We start from the raw sequence: 15,426 nt of genomic DNA, 5'->3' as shown, positions 1-15,426 counted from the left end.
CGCGTTAGCCTGGCGCCGGGAGTCCTGAGCGTGAACTGATGAGTACGACGATTACGCACCTCATTCCCGACTCAACTTTCCTGCGGTTCGTCGTTGACTCGTTTGAGGATGTCCTGCCAGAGGGAAACGACTACTTCGTATACGGCTCAGGGCTCGACCTTGAACGGCACCGGCTTCCCTCGGGAGTTCGCGTTCAGGCTATCGGGAGCCAACCCGACGATCTCCTTCGCGTTGAACGCACGATCGCGAACAGCAGTATCTTCATATCTCATTCGATGAGCACCTTTGCCGCCGAAGCAATGATTTCCGCGCCCTCCTCGTCGCTCAGGGTGTGGAGTGGATGGGGCGGTGAATACTACGGAAACGCTTTCAACACGACCGCAGGCCTTCTCGGCCCCAGGACGGCGCGGTTGATGCGAAAGAGCAAGGACTGGCGACAGCTGGCGGAGCGCGCTTACGCGACGCCGTGGCTGCGCCGTCTATACCGCGGGGCAGCCGAGGCTGCTGACGTCTTCTCCGCACCTGTTCCCACCGACTTCGAGGTGTTCAAGAGGCGGTTCCCACAGTTCCGCGGTCGTTACCATCAACTCAACTACGCCAGTGTGGAATCCACATACGGGCTACCGCCCGCGGACATTGCCGGCGACTCGATTCTGCTGGGCAATTCCGCTAGCCCAGAGAACAACCATCTGGAGACCCTTGAGTTGCTCGCCGCAGTCAAGGGCGAAGGTCGCAAGATCCTGGTTCCACTGAGCTACGGGGACGCCCGCTATGGCGACGACGTTGAGGCAGGCGGTCGTGAACTGTTAGGGGAGCGGTTCGTTCCGATCCGCGAGTTCATGACGCTCGCCGACTACAGTGCGCTCGTGTCGCAGTGCAGTGTTGTCGTGATGGGGCATCGACGCCAGCAAGCGTTGGGCAACGTCGCACGCGCTATCTGGCAGGGCGCGCACGTCTACCTGGACAGGAGGAATCCGATTGGCGAGTATTTCCGGTCGAAAGACCTTCCGTTCTCTACGCTTGATGAGTTGCGTCGCTCGGGGCTACCCGAGACTCGGCGAAGCTCAGCCGAGGTATCTCATGATCGGCTCATCGCAAGTAACATCTGGGGCCGCCACGTTGTGCAGTCCAACATTCGCACACTCATCGACTCGCGATAGATCATTCAATCAGTCAGGCGCCAAGACAAACTGTCTGAGAGCATCTGTTCGGCAATCTCGACGACAGCCGCGCCTTCTGAGAACGTCACAATACCGCGGGCTTCACCGGCCAACACGGAGTCGCGGAAAGCCTCATGTTCCGCAAGCAGAGGCTCCTTTCGATCGAGCGCGAAACGGGTCACGTCGCCTTCGGACACGCCTCTAAATTCTCCTGGGTCCCAGTCGACCTGAATCTTGCCGTTGTCGTAGTAGGTCAAGTTGGCGGTCAACGTGTCGGCAACGAGCACGCCGTTCTCTCCGGTGATGATCGTCACTCTCTCTTTAAAGGGTGTGAGCCAGTTGACGATGTGAGACGTGATGGTGCCGCCCGACATAGTGCCAACGGCGAGAACCATGTCTTCGTGTGGACGACCGCTGCGGTGCGTCGTACGGGCGTTGACTGACAGGTACGGTTGCTGCGCCACCCACGCGGTCAAGTCGATGTCGTGGGTCGCGAGATCTTTGATCACTCCGACGTCTGCGATGCGCCCCGGGAAGGGTCCTTGGCGGCGAGTGGCGATCTGGTAGATCTCACCGAGCATGCCGTCTTCGATCCGCTGCCTAGCCGCCTGCAAGGCGGGGTTGTAGCGCTCGATGTGCCCCACCCCTCCGATGAGGCCCTTATCGGCGAACAGATCGCGAAGGATTCGTGAATCGTGCGATGTTGAGGCGACAGGCTTCTCGATCAGGGCATGCACCCCCGCCTCGGCGAGTCGAGTGCCCATTTCGAGGTGAAAGACGGTCGGTGCTGCGACCACGACGTAGTCGAGACCCAGTTGGAGAAACTCGTCAAGGTCGCGCACGACCGGTTTACCGTGCACCCGATCAGGAACACTTTCGGCCGGGTCGAACACGCCGACGAACTCAACTCCCTCCAGGCTGGCGAGCACGCGCGCATGGTTGCTGCCCATGACTCCGAGGCCGAGAAGACCGGCACGAAGCGACATCACGAACCTGCCTGGGCGACAGCATTGACGGCCTCGACGATCGCCTCGAGCTCACGCCTCTTGAGCGAGGGGTAGACCGGCAACGACAGCACCTGCTTCGCTGCGACCTCGGTGGTCGGCAGATCGAGTGTCTGCGCGAAGGAGGGGAGTCGATGGATAGGTGTCGGGTAGTAGACACCGCTACCCACGCCCCGCTTCGCGAGTTCAGCCGCGAAAGCATCGCGGTCGTGGTCGACGACCCGAATGGTGTATTGGTGAAAGACGTGCGTCGCTCCTGCAGCGACCGTTGGTGCGACGACACCGCGAAGATGGGCAGAGAGAAATGCAGCATTCTGCTGCCTCTTCGCGGTCCACGACGGAAGGCGAGTGAGCTGCACGCGGCCGATCGCGGCGTGAATGTCGGTCATGCGAGTGTTGAAGCCAATGACCTCGTTCTCGTATCGCTTCTCCATGCCCTGGTTGCGCAGAACACGAACCGCACGCGCAATCTCGGTCGACGGTGTCGTGACCATGCCGCCCTCGCCCGAGGTCATGTTCTTCGTGGGGTAGAACGAGAAAGAGGCTGCGACACCCCACGCGCCGACCGGTACTCCGTCGAGCGACGCAAGGTGGGCCTGAGCAGCGTCTTCAAAGAGCAAGACGCTGTGCTTCTCGGCGATCGATGCAAGAGAACTGAGGTTCGCGGGGTGCCCGTAGAGGTGAACCGGCATGATCGCTGCGGTGCGAGGCGTGACCGCCGCCTCGACCGCGGCGGGGTCGATGTTGAAGTGGTCGAGCTCGATGTCGACGAACACGGGGGTTGCACCCGTTAAGGCGACGGAATTGGCCGTGGCGGCGAAACTGAACGAGGGCACGATCACCTCGTCACCGGCGCCGATGCCGGCGGCGAGCAACGAGAGATGAAGCGCTGAGGTGCCCGAGTTGAGCGCCACCGACTCGCGACCGGCGACGTGCGCCGAGAACTCCTTTTCGAACGCGGCTACTTCGGGGCCTTGAGCGAGCATGCCAGAGCGCATGACGCGATCGACCGCCCGTCGTTCGCGATAGCCGATCTCAGGCTTGGCGGCGGGGATCATCTAGTCATCCTCAATCAGTAGGTTCTCGTGGGTCTGTCGGTAGCGCTCACCCGTTGCGGGGCAGATGTAGAGGTTGCGGTCATCCGCATCGATCATGAGGGGCTGACCAGACTTTCCGACCCAGCCGATTCGTCGGGCAGGGCTACCCACCACGAGGGCGAAGTCAGGCACGTCTTTCACGACGACGGCACCCGACCCGACCATCGCCCATCGACCGATCACGATCGGCGCGACGCACGTCGCACTGGCCCCGATCGATGCACCTTCACGTATGTCAACGCCGACGGGGTGCCAGTCGTCGGCAGATTTCGGGGTGCCGTCGGCATTGATGGCTCGCGGAAAGTGGTCGTTCGTGAGCACCACAGCCGGCCCGATGAACACACCATTGGCGAGCGTCGCGGGCTCGTAGACAAGCGCGTAGTTCTGAATCTTGCAGTTGTCGCCTACCGTGACACCCGTGCCCACATAGGCACCGCGGCCTACGATGCAGTTCTCACCGATCACCGCGTCTTCTCGCACTTGTGCGAAGTGCCAGATCTTCGAACCACCGGCGATCGAAGCGCTGTCAGCGACATCGGCGGTTGCGTGTATCGAACCGAGCGACGCGGTCATTCTGGCTCCCATTGTGGAGTTCGGCGTGGGCGTTTCATCGTATCGCTCTTGAATCGGGGAGACTCGCGCAGGGCTCCACAACGTTAGGCTGAGAACGTGAGCAACATCAGTGCATGTGGAACCGCTGATGGCGAATCGTCTCAGAATCTTCACGACCGTATGCGTGGGCGGGCCAAGCCGTGAAGCTGGGTCGGCGCGTGCTTGCATTCGCAGGTTTGCCACTACTCTCCTTGCTCACACCCTTTCTCTTCCTGCCGATACTTGCTCGAATCGCTGGTCCTGACGCGTGGCTTGCCATAGCCATCGGGCAGTCGGTCGGCGCGTTCGCTGCTCTATTTGTCGCGCTCGGTTACAACACAGTCGGCCCAACCGCCGTTGCGCTAGAAAAAGGACCAGCGCGACCACTCGTGCTCGAGCGCAGCATTCGGCCACGATTGCTGCTGTTCATGCCAGCCGCGCTTCTGGCATGCACCGTTGCCGCCTTACTTGCTCCCGCGCCTCATCGTATCGACGCGGCACTGATGGCATTGGCACTCACCCTGAGCGGGTTATCGTCGTCGTGGTACATGGTTGGCTTGGGGCGCGCGACCCTCATCGTTGTGTATGAGCTCCTGCCACGCGTAGTCGCAACTGCAATCGCAGCAGTAGCTTTGGTGACTCTTGGCCAGGTGACCTGGTACCCCACTTTGCTTACGGTCGCGGCGCTGGTCGGGACCGGAGTGTTTGCTTTGCGCACGGTCGGCCTCCGTTCTCTATTGGCGGCGTCGCCAGGAAGCGTGCGCCGAGTGTTCAGGGAACACCGCACTGCACTGACGACAGAAATCGCTGGCGGCACATATAACTCTCTTGCAGTTACCTTCGTGAGTATTGCGGCCCCGGTGAACCAAGCAGCCGAATTCGTCTCGGGCGACAAGCTCTACAGGATCGGACAGTATTCGGCATCAGCGCTGGGCAATGCGCTTCAGGGATGGGCCGTAGAGGATGGCCCGGGACAGTTCGCACGGCGGGCCAGGGTAGCGCTGGTTCTGCACTTGCTTCTCGGCATGTTGGGCCTTGCCTGTTTCGCTGCGCTCGGGCCGTGGTTGTCGGAAGTGCTGTTCGGGGCGTCTGTCGCCATCGATCTGGCAACAGCATGGGGGTTGGGCGTCGCCACTCTCGGAATCGCGTTGGGCACCGCGCTCGGCCGAGTGATTCTCGTGGGACTCGGTGCCCGGCGCGAGTTCATGACGAGCGTGCTAATCGGTGCATCGATCGGCATCCCTTCCATTCTCGCTCTATCTGCCGTCATAGGTGCTGCAGGTGGCGCTTGGGGCCTCGCGATCGGCGAAGTGGTCTCGGTTATCTGTCAGGCCTGTTACGTTGCGATGCGGTGGCCCCGGGAGGTCAACCACGACTAGCCGCCGCGCGCGGACTCTTCGTTCGTACTGGGCTCAAGTCCAGGCAGAATGGGCCCATGGTTCGCGCGTCGATTACTCTCTCATTCACCGTGGTCCTGGCGCTGGTTGTTGTGGTGTCGGGCTGCGCACCTGAAGGCCCATCGAGAGCCGTGCCGACGCCTGTACCCCGGTCGACAGAGAGCGTGTACTCACTCCTGGATGGTCCTGCGCCGGTGCCTCTCGAAGCGTCCGTCGTTGGTATTCCGCTCTCTCTCGAGTGCAGTCAAGTTCTTTCTCTCGAAGCGCTATACAACTACAACCCCAATGTCGGCGCCGACCCCGATTACGCGCCTTCGCCACTTGCGGCACAGGTGCTGGATCTTGCCGGTGTGTCCTGCGGGTGGATCAACCAGACGAGTTCCGTCAGGTTCTCTGTCTCTGTCGCTCAACTGCACAGCGGCGTCGTCGAACAGATTCGCGCAGCATCCGCCGCCAAACAAGGTGCTCAAGCGTTGGAGAGGGCGGACGGCTATGCGACGGAAGGCGCGGGCAGAGTGGTTTTCGATATCTTTCTTGGCGAACGCTGGGTGATCATCGAGTTCCCCACGGGCTCCGTAGAGAGCGACGTGCTCGAGATCATCAGCTCGCTTGAACAGTCGCTCGGCTGACAGCCGCGTCGAGCGCGGTGGTTTTCAGTCGAAACGCCCGCGCCACGAGCGATTGCGTGCAGCCGCGAAAGCAGACGTCACAAAGAGCAACAGCCCGGCTTCGAAGAGAAGGTAGCTCTCGGTCATGCTCACCGTCGCAAGCAGCACGAGCGTCAGCGCCGGCCACACATACACGGTGCTACGGCGGTCGGTCGCCACGAGCCAGGCCCGCATGAAGGCAAGCCCCAGCGACGCGAGCAGCATGATGAGACCCACAAGCCCCAACTGCAACCAGATGTCGGCGTAGGCGTTGAGGGCCGATGCGGCGTCCCGCCCGCTGATCGAGTCGACGCTCGAGAACGGAAACACTCGCGTCGGCCAGATGCCCACCCAACCCCAGCCGAGCACAGGTTGCTGCGCCACCAGGTCGCCCACTTCAGACCACACGCTCGTGCGAGCCTCGACGTCGGCAGCGGCTCCGACGAACCCGACGATGGGGCCGCGGAACAGCCACGACAGCACTCCCAGTACCAGCACCGACACGAGCATGACGCTCTGCGTGGCGCGACGCGCGATCGGCTTTTGCCGACGGATGACGACGAGGGCGAGACCCACGACGAGCACGGCAGCGAGCACGAGCAGCGAGACGGGCGACTGCGCGAACACGATGGTGGCCCCCGCGAGCGTGAGCGAGAAGGCCGTCACGCCGCGCGAGACAGAGCGCGTGCGGTATTCGATCCAGAAGCTCAGCACGGCGAGGGCGCCGAGAAAGGCGAAGGCGTTGCGTGAACCGGCCAGACCTTGCACGGGGCCGCCGACGCCGAGATCGCCCGTGATGCCGATCCACAAGAACGAGGTGTCGAAGATGAGCCCGCTGAGAATCTCGAGCACGAACGACACCGACAGAATCACCCGCAGAGCGTTGCCGACGGCGCGCACCAGCTGAATGAGGTCGCGCACGAGCGCGATGTACACGCCGAGAAAGCCGTAGGCGAGGGCGTAGGCGACGCCCCCCACCGTCGCCAGGGTGTACTGGCTCCAGATGAGGCTCACCGTCATGAGCGAGAAGAGCGCGATGAGCGAGATCGGCAGCACGCCGCGCCACTCGACCCGCTCGGGCTGCGCGGCCAGGCTCAGCGCGGCCAGCACGACGAGGCCAGACAGCACGGCGATGCTGCCCGGCCAGCCGAGCATCGCCCGCACCGCGAACGCCGCCAGCGCGACCCCGATAATCGCCTCGGTGAGGGCGTTGGTGAAGCGGGGCGAGCCGAGAATCGCTCTCGACGCCGCGATCATCGTGACTCCGCCGACGCAGCCTCGCGCGGGCTCGTGAGGGTCGACACGGTCACGCCGCGCAAGCGCGTCGTCACCGCCAAGAAGCACAGCAGCAGCAGGCCTGCCTCGATGAGCAGTCGCGACTCGGCCAGGCTGTGCACGAGCAGCACCACGAAGAGCAACCCCGAGAACAAGCGCAGCGCGGGAGTGGGGGCGAAGTCGCCGAGCGGAGCATCCACCGACCACGACAGCGCCCGCAGCCCCGTCGTGACGACCAGAATCGCGAAGACGACCACGCCGACCAGCCCCACCTGCAGCATCACGTCGAGCCAGGCGTTGTGCGCCTGCAGGTAGGTGACGTCGTCGATGATCGCGAGATCGGTGAACGGCTCTTCCCAGGGCGGCCAGTAGCCCACCCAGCCCCAGCCGAACACGGGGCGTTCACGGATGAGCCCTTCGACCGCATCCCAGATGCCGAGGCGACCCGTCAGATCGTCGCTGCGCCCCAGCAACTCGAGCAGGTCATACCGCAGCAGCCAGGCTGCCGTCAGCAGAGCCGTCGTCGTGATCGTCGTGCCCACATAGAGAATCCAGCGGCGGGTGGGCCGCATGCGGCGGGCGAGCATGATGAGTGCCCACGCGAGCGCTGCACCCACCGCGCACAGCACGACCGTCGCCGACGCGGTGAGCACGAGCGTGAGCACCGACACCGTGATCCAGCCCCAGCCGGCCGCCCTGCCGATGCGGCGGTCGGCCAACTGGATGCCGAACACGATGACGCCCAGCAGGGCCGCGAACGCCAGCAGATTGGCATTGCCAGGAATGCCCTGAATGCGCCCGCCCTCGAACAGCAGAGCGCGAGACCAGTAGAAGGCGCGCGGCACCTCGCCGTCATACTCGACCCACAGGGGCAGCACCGGTCGGCCGATGAACGCGGCGACCACGAACTCGAACACGAGCGACAGGCCCAGAATCCAGCGCAGGGCGACGCCGAGGGCCCGCACCAGCTGCGACAGCTCGACGGTGTGCGCCATGACGATCGCGACGAAGACCGTGGCGACGGTGGCGGCCACGCCCAAGGCGGTCGAGAGCGGGTACGCCGACCAGCCGATCGACAGAGTCACGATCGCGACGAACGTGGCGAGCGCGATGGGCACGCGGCGCAGGTCGATGCGGTGACGCACAGCGACCACCACCCAGCCGATGAGCAGCAGCACCACGAGCGCACCCCACCCGTACCAGCTGATCAGGTTGCGCCAGGCGTCGCCCGCCAGCAGCGTGAAGAGGGTCAGGGCCGCGAGCGCGACGCGCGGATCGCGAAGCCAAGACATAGCTTTCAGCCTAGTCGCGCGTGCTTCGTCGAGCCTCCCGGCCTCGCGGCTTGTACCGTAGAGCTCGGGGGCGCACGGTGCGCTCAGGAGAACGGGGCTCTGTGGACGCGACGCGGGATGCTCCAGGCCCCGATCACGGGCCTGAGAATCGCACGACCACCATCGATGGGGTGATCGTGTCGAGGTTTCCGACCGTCGGCTACACCTATGGCGGCCTCACCGAACTGCACAATGAGCGGTGGTCGGGCATGTTCACTGAACCGATCGAGCACCTCTACGTGGTGGCGAACGACGACCCGAGCAAGCGCGAAGAATGGTACGAGCACCGGCAGACGACCGACCGCTATGTGCTGCTGGAAGGCGCAGCGCGCGTCGCACTGTTCGACGGTCGGCCCGACAGCCCCACATCGGGCGTTCTCGAACTGCACGACCTGGTGTCGATTCGCGAAGGTTGGGCCGGGCTGCTGATACCGGCCGGGGTGTGGCACTCGTTTCGCATCACGGCCGACCGCATGTTTCTGCTCAACGCCAAGACTCCCGGCTACGACCGAGAGAACCCCGACAAGTTCCGCATGCCGATGCCCAACGAGCGCGTCGACTTCAGCTGGGACGACGCCTGACCACGCCCGCCTCTAGACGAACGCGCCGACGCCGGTGATGGCCCGGCCGACGATGAGGCTGTTCATCTCGCGCGTGCCCTCATAGCTGTAGAGCGCTTCGGCGTCGGCGTGAAAACGCGCCACGTCGTAGTCGAGCACGATGCCGTTGCCGCCGAGCGCTTCGCGGCACAGGCTCACCGTCTCGCGCATGGCCGTCGTGGCGAAGGCTTTCGCGAGTGAGGCGTGCTCGTCGCGCTGCACGCCGTCGTCGAGCATCTGCGACACGCGAGTGCACAGGGCGATGCTCGCGGTGATGTTGCCGAGGCTGCGGCTGAGCAGGTCTTGCACGAGCTGGTGGCTCGCGATGGGCTTGCCGAACTGCTCGCGAGTCTTCGCATACTCGACGGCGGCCTCGTAGGCGCCGATCGAGGTGCCGACGGCTGCCCAAGCCACTTCGGCACGCGTCAGGCGCAGCACGGCCGCGGTGTCGCGAAACGAGTTCGCGTTCTGCAGCCGGAGCGATTCGGGCACGCGCACGTTCTCGAGCGTGATGTCGGCGTTCTGCACGATGCGCAGCGCCTGCTTGCGCTCGATCTTGGTGGCGCTGTAGCCGGGCGTGCTCGTCGGAACGATGAAGCCCTTCACCTGACCGTCTTCGGTGCTCTTCGCCCAGATGATCGTGATGTCGCTGAAGGTGGCGTTGCCGATCCAGCGCTTGCTGCCGTTGAGCACCCACTCGTCGCCGTCGCGGGTGGCGGTGGTGCGCAGACCCTGCGCCGAGTCGCTGCCCGAGAGCGGCTCGGTGAGCCCGAAGGCGCCGATGATCTCGCCGCTCTTCAACTTCGGCAGCCATTCGGCGCGCTGCTCGGGCGAGCCTGCGACGCCGATCGACCCCATGGCCAGGCCGTTCTGAACCCCCACGTAGGTGGCGACGCTCGCGTCGACCCTGGCCATCTCGAGCGCCGTCCAGCCGCCGTAGACGGCGCTGTAGTCACCCGCTTTGGTTTCTTCCCACAGGTTGCCGAACACCTGCTGCTGGTGCAGGCCGGGCAGAATCTCGCGCGGAAACTCTGCGCGCTCCCAGTAGTCGTTCACCACCGGCTTGACGTCTGCCTCGAGAAAGGTGCGCAAGCGCACGAGTGCCTCTTGCTCATGGTCGGCGAGCAGCGCTTCGAAGCCGTAGAAGTCGCTGGCGAGCGCAGAGAAGGTCATGACGTGAGGCTACTTGAGCTTCCCCTGCGCTTGCACGTACTTGTTATAGAGGAACCGACTGAGGTCCATCAAGCCGCGGGGGACTTGGTGACAAACTCCACAAGTCCTGCGATCGTACACTCGCAGCTGACAGATGGCGCCCTGGCTATCGCGCACGAGCACTCGTCAGGATCCGATTATTGCGGTTCCTCCGCCGGACGGGAGCAATACGAATCCTCTTTGGAATTGCTGCATCAGCCCGTCTGCCCGTGATTCTTGGTCGCCGGTGGGCCATCCCAGGGTTCCGCCGGATCCTCCGGTAGTGCCCCAGGCGTTGCGGATGGCGCCGTTGAGAACGGCGAAAGTTCCTGTCGTGGATGATGACAGCACCATTCCGTTCTGGAAGTACTGCAGCGTCCCGCTCACCCCACCGGCTGACCACGGCCCTGGCTGGGAGGTGGGGGATCCGAGGCGTTGACCGTTGGACCCCGTGGTCCAATACGTCGCGATTGCCCCGGAAAGCACGCCAGCGGTGCCTGACGCGGTCTCATAGATTGTTCCGCGCTGGAAGGCCTGCTGAAACCCGGTTCCACTCGGCATGCGGTCGCCGGTGGGCCATCCCAGGGTTCCGCCGGATCCTCCGGTAGTGCCCCAGGCGTTGCGGATGGCGCCGTTGAGAACGGCGAAAGTTCCTGTCGTGGATGATGACAGCACCATTCCGTTCTGGAAGTACTGCAGCGTCCCGCTCACCCCACCGGCTGACCACGGCCCTGGCTGGGAGGTGGGGGATCCGAGGCGTTGACCGTTGGACCCCGTGGTCCAATACGTCGCGATTGCCCCGGAAAGCACGCCAGCGGTGCCTGACGCGGTCTCATAGATTGTTCCGCGCTGGAAGGCCTGCTGAAACCCGGTTCCACTCGGCATGCGGTCGCCGGTGGGCCATCCCAGGGTTCCGCCGGATCCTCCGGTAGTGCCCCAGGCGTTGCGGATGGCGCCGTTGAGAACGGCGAAAGTTCCTGTCGTGGATGATGACAGCACCATTCCGTTCTGGAAGTACTGCAGCGTCCCGCTCACCCCACCGGCTGACCACGGCCCTGGCTGGGAGGTGGGGGATCCGAGGCGTTGACCGTTGGACCCCGTGGTCCAATACGTCGCGATTGCCCCGGAAAGCACGCCAGCGGTGCCTGACGCGGTCTCATAGATTGTTCCGCGCTGGAAGGCCTGCTGAAACCCGGTTCCACTCGGCATGCGGTCGCCGGTGGGCCATCCCAGGGTTCCGCCGGATCCTCCGGTAGTGCCCCAGGCGTTGCGGATGGCGCCGTTGAGAACGGCGAAAGTTCCTGTCGTGGATGATGACAGCACCATTCCGTTCTGGAAGTACTGCAGCGTCCCGCTCACCCCACCGGCTGAGAAGGGTTCCCAATGCGAAGTCGGGAATCCAAGAGAACCGGCAACTCCCCCTGAACTTAGGTAGTAGTCCGCCCCGAGAGCGTTCATTGAGAACGCACCAAACTGCGAGCTCCACACGATGAGGCCGCCAGCGAATTGCGCCAGACAGTTCGAGGCGCCCTGCGGGCAGCTGAGGGTTTGCAAATCGGTGCTCGGCGCACCTAGTGGTCCAGAAGTGCCTCCGCCTGCGAAATAGGCCTTCAGTATTGCGAGTGCGCCAGTGGTCGAGGGGTAGGTGATCGACCCGCCGTTGAGCGCAGTGAGCGAGGAAAGCAGGCGAGTCGAGCCCGGGCCTTGACTCGTGACCTGGTTGGGCAGCGCCTGGCCGATGACTTGCGTCACGATGGCGGAGGCTGTCGATGACGGTGCCATGCCCCACCCCACAGCCACAATGCCGGCAACGTGCGGTGCTGCCATCGACGTGCCCGACTTGACACTCGAGCCGCCCGGGTTGTTCCACTGCAGTGACGAGATCGATGAGCCGGGAGCAAAGAGGTCGACGCACGTGCCGAAGTTCGAGTAGCTCGCGCGGGCATCCGTCGAGGTTGTCGCTGCGACCGTCAGCGCGTCTGCGGCACGCGATGGAGTGTAGTTGCATGCGTCAGCATTGCTGTTGCCCGCCGCCACGACCATGACGAAGCCCTGGTTCGACATGGTGTTGACCGCGTTGGTGAGGGGGTCGGGCGTGCCAGGGGCAACGGGGTCTACCGACACCAAGCTCATGTTGACAATACCCGGAACGCCGGAGGGGTGGTTGGCCAAGATCCAATCGAGGCCGGTAAGAACTGTTGAGGTGTAGGTCTCGCCTGAACAGCCGAAGACGCGCACCGGAACCACGTTTGCAAGCTTGGCGACGCCGTAGGTGGTACTGGCGGCGATACCCGCGACGTGTGTGCCGTGGCTGTTGCAATCGGCGGTGCCCCGTCCATCAAGAATGGCCGTCATGCCTGGCAACAGCCGAGAACCAAATTGCGATGCATTGGGCGAGATTCCGGTGTCGACCACATAGATGCGCGTGCCGCTGCCCGCCGTGTCGGGGTACGTATAGAAGTTGTCTGCAGGGGGAGTGCTCTGATCGAGCCGCGAGAGGTTCCACGGAGCATCAGCTTGCGTCGCGCTGATCGACACCGGTTGGTCTTCATACACCGCGACGACGCCGGGGCTTGACCGCAGGTCTTCGACCTCGCTCGACGTTAATTCTGCCGCGAACCCAGTCAACACCGAGTCGAAAGTCTCGGTGATCGCACTCTCATCGACGACATCTGAGCTGACGGCGAACGGCGTCTCGCCGGGCGCCAACTCGACGATGTACGACGACTCAGACTCGGCAGTACCCGCCGCGGGCACGCCCGCGAGACCCGTCACCACAACGGCGAGCACGGTCGACACCCCAATTGCACGCAAGTTCAGCACGAATCCCCCGATTCTCATGTGTATATGCACGGTAGCCGAAACAGTGTCACGAGCGCGAGAGCGAGTGTTCGACAATCGACTATTGATACGGTGGCGCCACACCCTTCGCCTACTGAAAGCACGTGCCGTGTTGCTGCGCATAGAGAACACTCCGCGCCCCTACGCCTGGGGTTCGACGACCGCGATCGCCGAGCTACGTGGTGCGACGCCGTCGGGAGGCCCTGAAGCAGAGTTGTGGTTTGGTGACCACCCCGCATCACCGGCATCGATTGTGGCGGGAGCCAGCGAACCCGATCTCGCCAGCTATCTGACGGCGCGGGGGCAGAAGCTGCCGTACTTGCTCAAAGTGCTGGCCGCCGCTGAACCGCTCTCGCTGCAGGCGCACCCCACCATCGCTCAGGCTCGCGACGGGTTCGCTCGCGAGAACGCCGCCGGCATCGCCCTCGACGACCCCACGCGCAACTACAAAGATCAGCTGCACAAGCCAGAACTCATCTACGCCCTGAGCGACCCGTTCATCGCGCTCGCCGGGTTCCGCTCGGTCGGTACGGCACGCGAAGAACTGCAGCGCGCGGGCGACGCTACCGGCTCGACCAAGCTCGCCCCTTTCCTCGAGCGTCTGACCGACGCTGCGGCATTGCCCGACGTGGTGCGATGGCTGATCGAGCGCGGAGACGGCGTTGACACCGTGGTGGATGCTGTCGTCGACCTCGCCCACCGCATCGAGACGCTCGACGCAGACTCTGAGAGTTGGGAGACCGTGCGGCGCCTCGCGCGGTACTACCCCGGCGACCCTGGTGTGGCGCTCTCGTTGCTCATGCACACGGTCGTGCTGCGCAGGGGTGAGGCGCTCTACCTGCCGACCGGCAACATCCACTCGTATCAGCACGGCCTCGCCATCGAAGTGATGGCCGCGAGCGACAACGTGTTGCGCGGGGGTCTCACCCCCAAGCACGTAGACGTCGCCGAACTCATGAGCGTGCTCGACGTACGACCGCTGCCTGAGCCGCGCATCGAACCTACGGTGCTGTCGCCAGGAGTGCTGCGCTTCGAGCCCGACGTGGTCGACTTTGCACTCACCGTTGTTGATGGGGCTGCCGTGGGCGGGCGGGCTACGGTCGACGCGGGCGGCTGCGCGATTGTGCTGTGCTTCGAGGGGTCCATCACCCTGCAAGACTCGCTCGCTCTTGAATGCGGCCAGGCAGTGTTCTGCGATGACGCGGTTCTCACCGTGCGCGGCGGTGGCCGAGTCGTAATCGCGACGGGCGAGCACCCGACAACGGTGAATGCATGACGTGGCTGGTCACCGGCGGAGCCGGTTACATCGGGGCGCACGTTGTGCGCGCTCTCACCGCGGCGGGCATGAGCCCCGTCGTCATTGACGACCTCTCGAGCGGGCACGCCGCCTTCGTTCCTGAGGGCGTGCCGTTCGTGCGCGCATCAATTCTCGACAACCATGCGGTGGATGCTGCGCTCAGCAACCACGCCGTCACCGGGGTCATTCATGTCGCAGGTTTCAAGTACGCCGGAGTCAGCGTGCAGCGTCCACTGCACACCTACGAGCAGAACGTGACGGGCATGATCACACTGCTCGAGTCGATGCAGCGGCACGGCGTCGGCCAGTGCGTGTTCTCGTCGTCGGCCGCCGTCTACGGAGCCGTCGACGTCGACCTCGTCGTCGAAGACACACCGAAGAGCCCCACCTCGCCCTACGGCGAGTCGAAACTCATCGGCGAGTGGCTGTTGCGCGATCAAGGTGTCGCCGCGGGGCTGCGCCACACGAGCCTGCGCTACTTCAACGTGGTCGGCTCGGGCGATGCGGCCGTGCGCGACACGAGCCCGCACAATCTGTTTCCGCTCGTGTTCGACGCACTCGTCGAGGGTCGACAGCCGCGCATCTATGGCACCGACTACCCGACGCCTGACGGCACGTGCGTGCGCGACTACATTCACGTGGCCGACCTCGCCTTCGCCCACGTCGAAGCTGCACGTCGACTCGAAGCGGGCGAGCCGATCGAGCCCGCATACAACCTCGGCTCGGGCGACGGCGTCTCGGTGCGGCAGATCATGGATGCCGTTGCCGAGGTCACTGGCGTGAGCGTCGAGCCCGAGCTTGCCGAACGGCGGCTGGGCGACCCGCCGCGCATCGTGGCGAGCGGCGAACTCGCCGCGCGCGACCTCGGATGGCAGATGCGCCACACGCTCGCCGAGATGGTGGAGTCAGCGTGGCGAGCGCGCACGCAGTCTCGCGATGCTGAGAATCCCTCGCCGCGATAGCGGTTTTGTCGGCGCGTCGCAACTCTGAATAGTG

Annotated in this window: 13 protein-coding genes; 6 read left to right on the top strand and 7 right to left on the bottom strand. The window is 64.3% G+C overall.

What is annotated here, in order from left to right; all coding sequences use genetic code 11:
• Nucleotides 1-38: 38 nt before the first annotated feature.
• Entirely contained in the window at nucleotides 39-1,160 is a 1,122-nt protein-coding gene (locus KIT89_RS07305; protein WP_297599739.1) for a TDP-N-acetylfucosamine:lipid II N-acetylfucosaminyltransferase, read from the top strand.
• Between the two features lie 5 nt (nucleotides 1,161-1,165).
• On the opposite strand, the gene KIT89_RS07300 is transcribed toward KIT89_RS07305, so the two are convergent.
• From KIT89_RS07300 to KIT89_RS07290, 3 genes are read right to left on the bottom strand one after another with little or no spacing between them, the layout of a single operon-like run.
• Entirely contained in the window at nucleotides 1,166-2,149 is a 984-nt protein-coding gene (locus tag KIT89_RS07300; protein WP_297599736.1) for a Gfo/Idh/MocA family oxidoreductase, read from the bottom strand.
• On the bottom strand, nucleotides 2,146-3,222 hold the full coding sequence (locus KIT89_RS07295; protein WP_297599734.1) for a DegT/DnrJ/EryC1/StrS aminotransferase family protein: 1,077 nt from the start codon (nucleotides 3,220-3,222) through the stop codon (nucleotides 2,146-2,148). Before KIT89_RS07295 ends, KIT89_RS07300 begins: the two co-directional genes overlap by 4 nt.
• On the bottom strand, nucleotides 3,223-3,834 hold the full coding sequence (locus KIT89_RS07290) for an acyltransferase (RefSeq protein WP_297599732.1): 612 nt from the start codon (nucleotides 3,832-3,834) through the stop codon (nucleotides 3,223-3,225).
• A gap of 197 nt (nucleotides 3,835-4,031) precedes the next feature.
• On the opposite strand from KIT89_RS07290, the gene KIT89_RS07285 reads away from it, so the two are divergent.
• Entirely contained in the window at nucleotides 4,032-5,231 is a 1,200-nt protein-coding gene (locus KIT89_RS07285; protein ID WP_297599729.1) for a polysaccharide biosynthesis protein, read from the top strand.
• A gap of 56 nt (nucleotides 5,232-5,287) precedes the next feature.
• Nucleotides 5,288-5,878: a hypothetical protein gene (locus KIT89_RS07280; RefSeq protein WP_297599727.1), complete on the top strand. Its 591-nt coding sequence runs from the start codon at nucleotides 5,288-5,290 to the stop codon at nucleotides 5,876-5,878.
• Between the two features lie 24 nt (nucleotides 5,879-5,902).
• On the opposite strand, the gene KIT89_RS07275 is transcribed toward KIT89_RS07280, so the two are convergent.
• Both KIT89_RS07275 and KIT89_RS07270 read right to left on the bottom strand, forming a co-directional pair.
• Nucleotides 5,903-7,153, bottom strand: a complete 1,251-nt coding sequence (locus KIT89_RS07275; protein ID WP_297599724.1) for an O-antigen ligase — start codon at nucleotides 7,151-7,153, stop codon at nucleotides 5,903-5,905.
• Nucleotides 7,150-8,463 carry an O-antigen ligase gene (locus KIT89_RS07270; RefSeq protein WP_297599721.1) on the bottom strand — a complete coding sequence of 438 codons (1,314 nt, stop codon included), beginning with the start codon at nucleotides 8,461-8,463 and terminating at the stop codon, nucleotides 7,150-7,152. The genes KIT89_RS07275 and KIT89_RS07270 overlap by 4 nt, the downstream gene beginning before the upstream one ends.
• Before the next feature lie 101 nt (nucleotides 8,464-8,564).
• On the opposite strand from KIT89_RS07270, the gene KIT89_RS07265 reads away from it, so the two are divergent.
• Nucleotides 8,565-9,083, top strand: a complete 519-nt coding sequence (locus KIT89_RS07265) for a hypothetical protein (protein ID WP_297599718.1) — start codon at nucleotides 8,565-8,567, stop codon at nucleotides 9,081-9,083.
• A 12-nt stretch (nucleotides 9,084-9,095) separates the two neighbouring features.
• Here the strand turns inward: KIT89_RS07265 and KIT89_RS07260 are convergent, their stop codons facing one another.
• Together KIT89_RS07260 and KIT89_RS07255 are read right to left on the bottom strand one after the other, a co-directional pair.
• Entirely contained in the window at nucleotides 9,096-10,274 is a 1,179-nt protein-coding gene (locus KIT89_RS07260) for an acyl-CoA dehydrogenase family protein (protein ID WP_297599716.1), read from the bottom strand.
• 165 nt (nucleotides 10,275-10,439) lie between these two features.
• On the bottom strand, nucleotides 10,440-13,133 hold the full coding sequence (locus KIT89_RS07255; RefSeq protein ID WP_297599713.1) for a S8 family serine peptidase: 2,694 nt from the start codon (nucleotides 13,131-13,133) through the stop codon (nucleotides 10,440-10,442).
• Between the two features lie 109 nt (nucleotides 13,134-13,242).
• On the opposite strand from KIT89_RS07255, the gene manA reads away from it, so the two are divergent.
• On the top strand, nucleotides 13,243-14,409 hold the full coding sequence (manA, locus tag KIT89_RS07250) for a mannose-6-phosphate isomerase, class I (protein WP_297599710.1): 1,167 nt from the start codon (nucleotides 13,243-13,245) through the stop codon (nucleotides 14,407-14,409).
• Complete coding sequence (gene galE, locus KIT89_RS07245; RefSeq protein ID WP_297599708.1) at nucleotides 14,406-15,392, top strand: UDP-glucose 4-epimerase GalE; 987 nt, start codon at nucleotides 14,406-14,408, stop codon at nucleotides 15,390-15,392. Before manA ends, galE begins: the two co-directional genes overlap by 4 nt.
• Nucleotides 15,393-15,426 lie beyond the last annotated feature (34 nt).

Origin of the sequence: Microcella sp., assembly GCF_025808395.1 — a bacterium.
Lineage (GTDB): Bacteria > Actinomycetota > Actinomycetes > Actinomycetales > Microbacteriaceae > Microcella.
The sequence above is the reverse complement of the archived record's forward strand: the minus strand, read 5'-3'. Positions and strand labels throughout refer to the sequence as shown.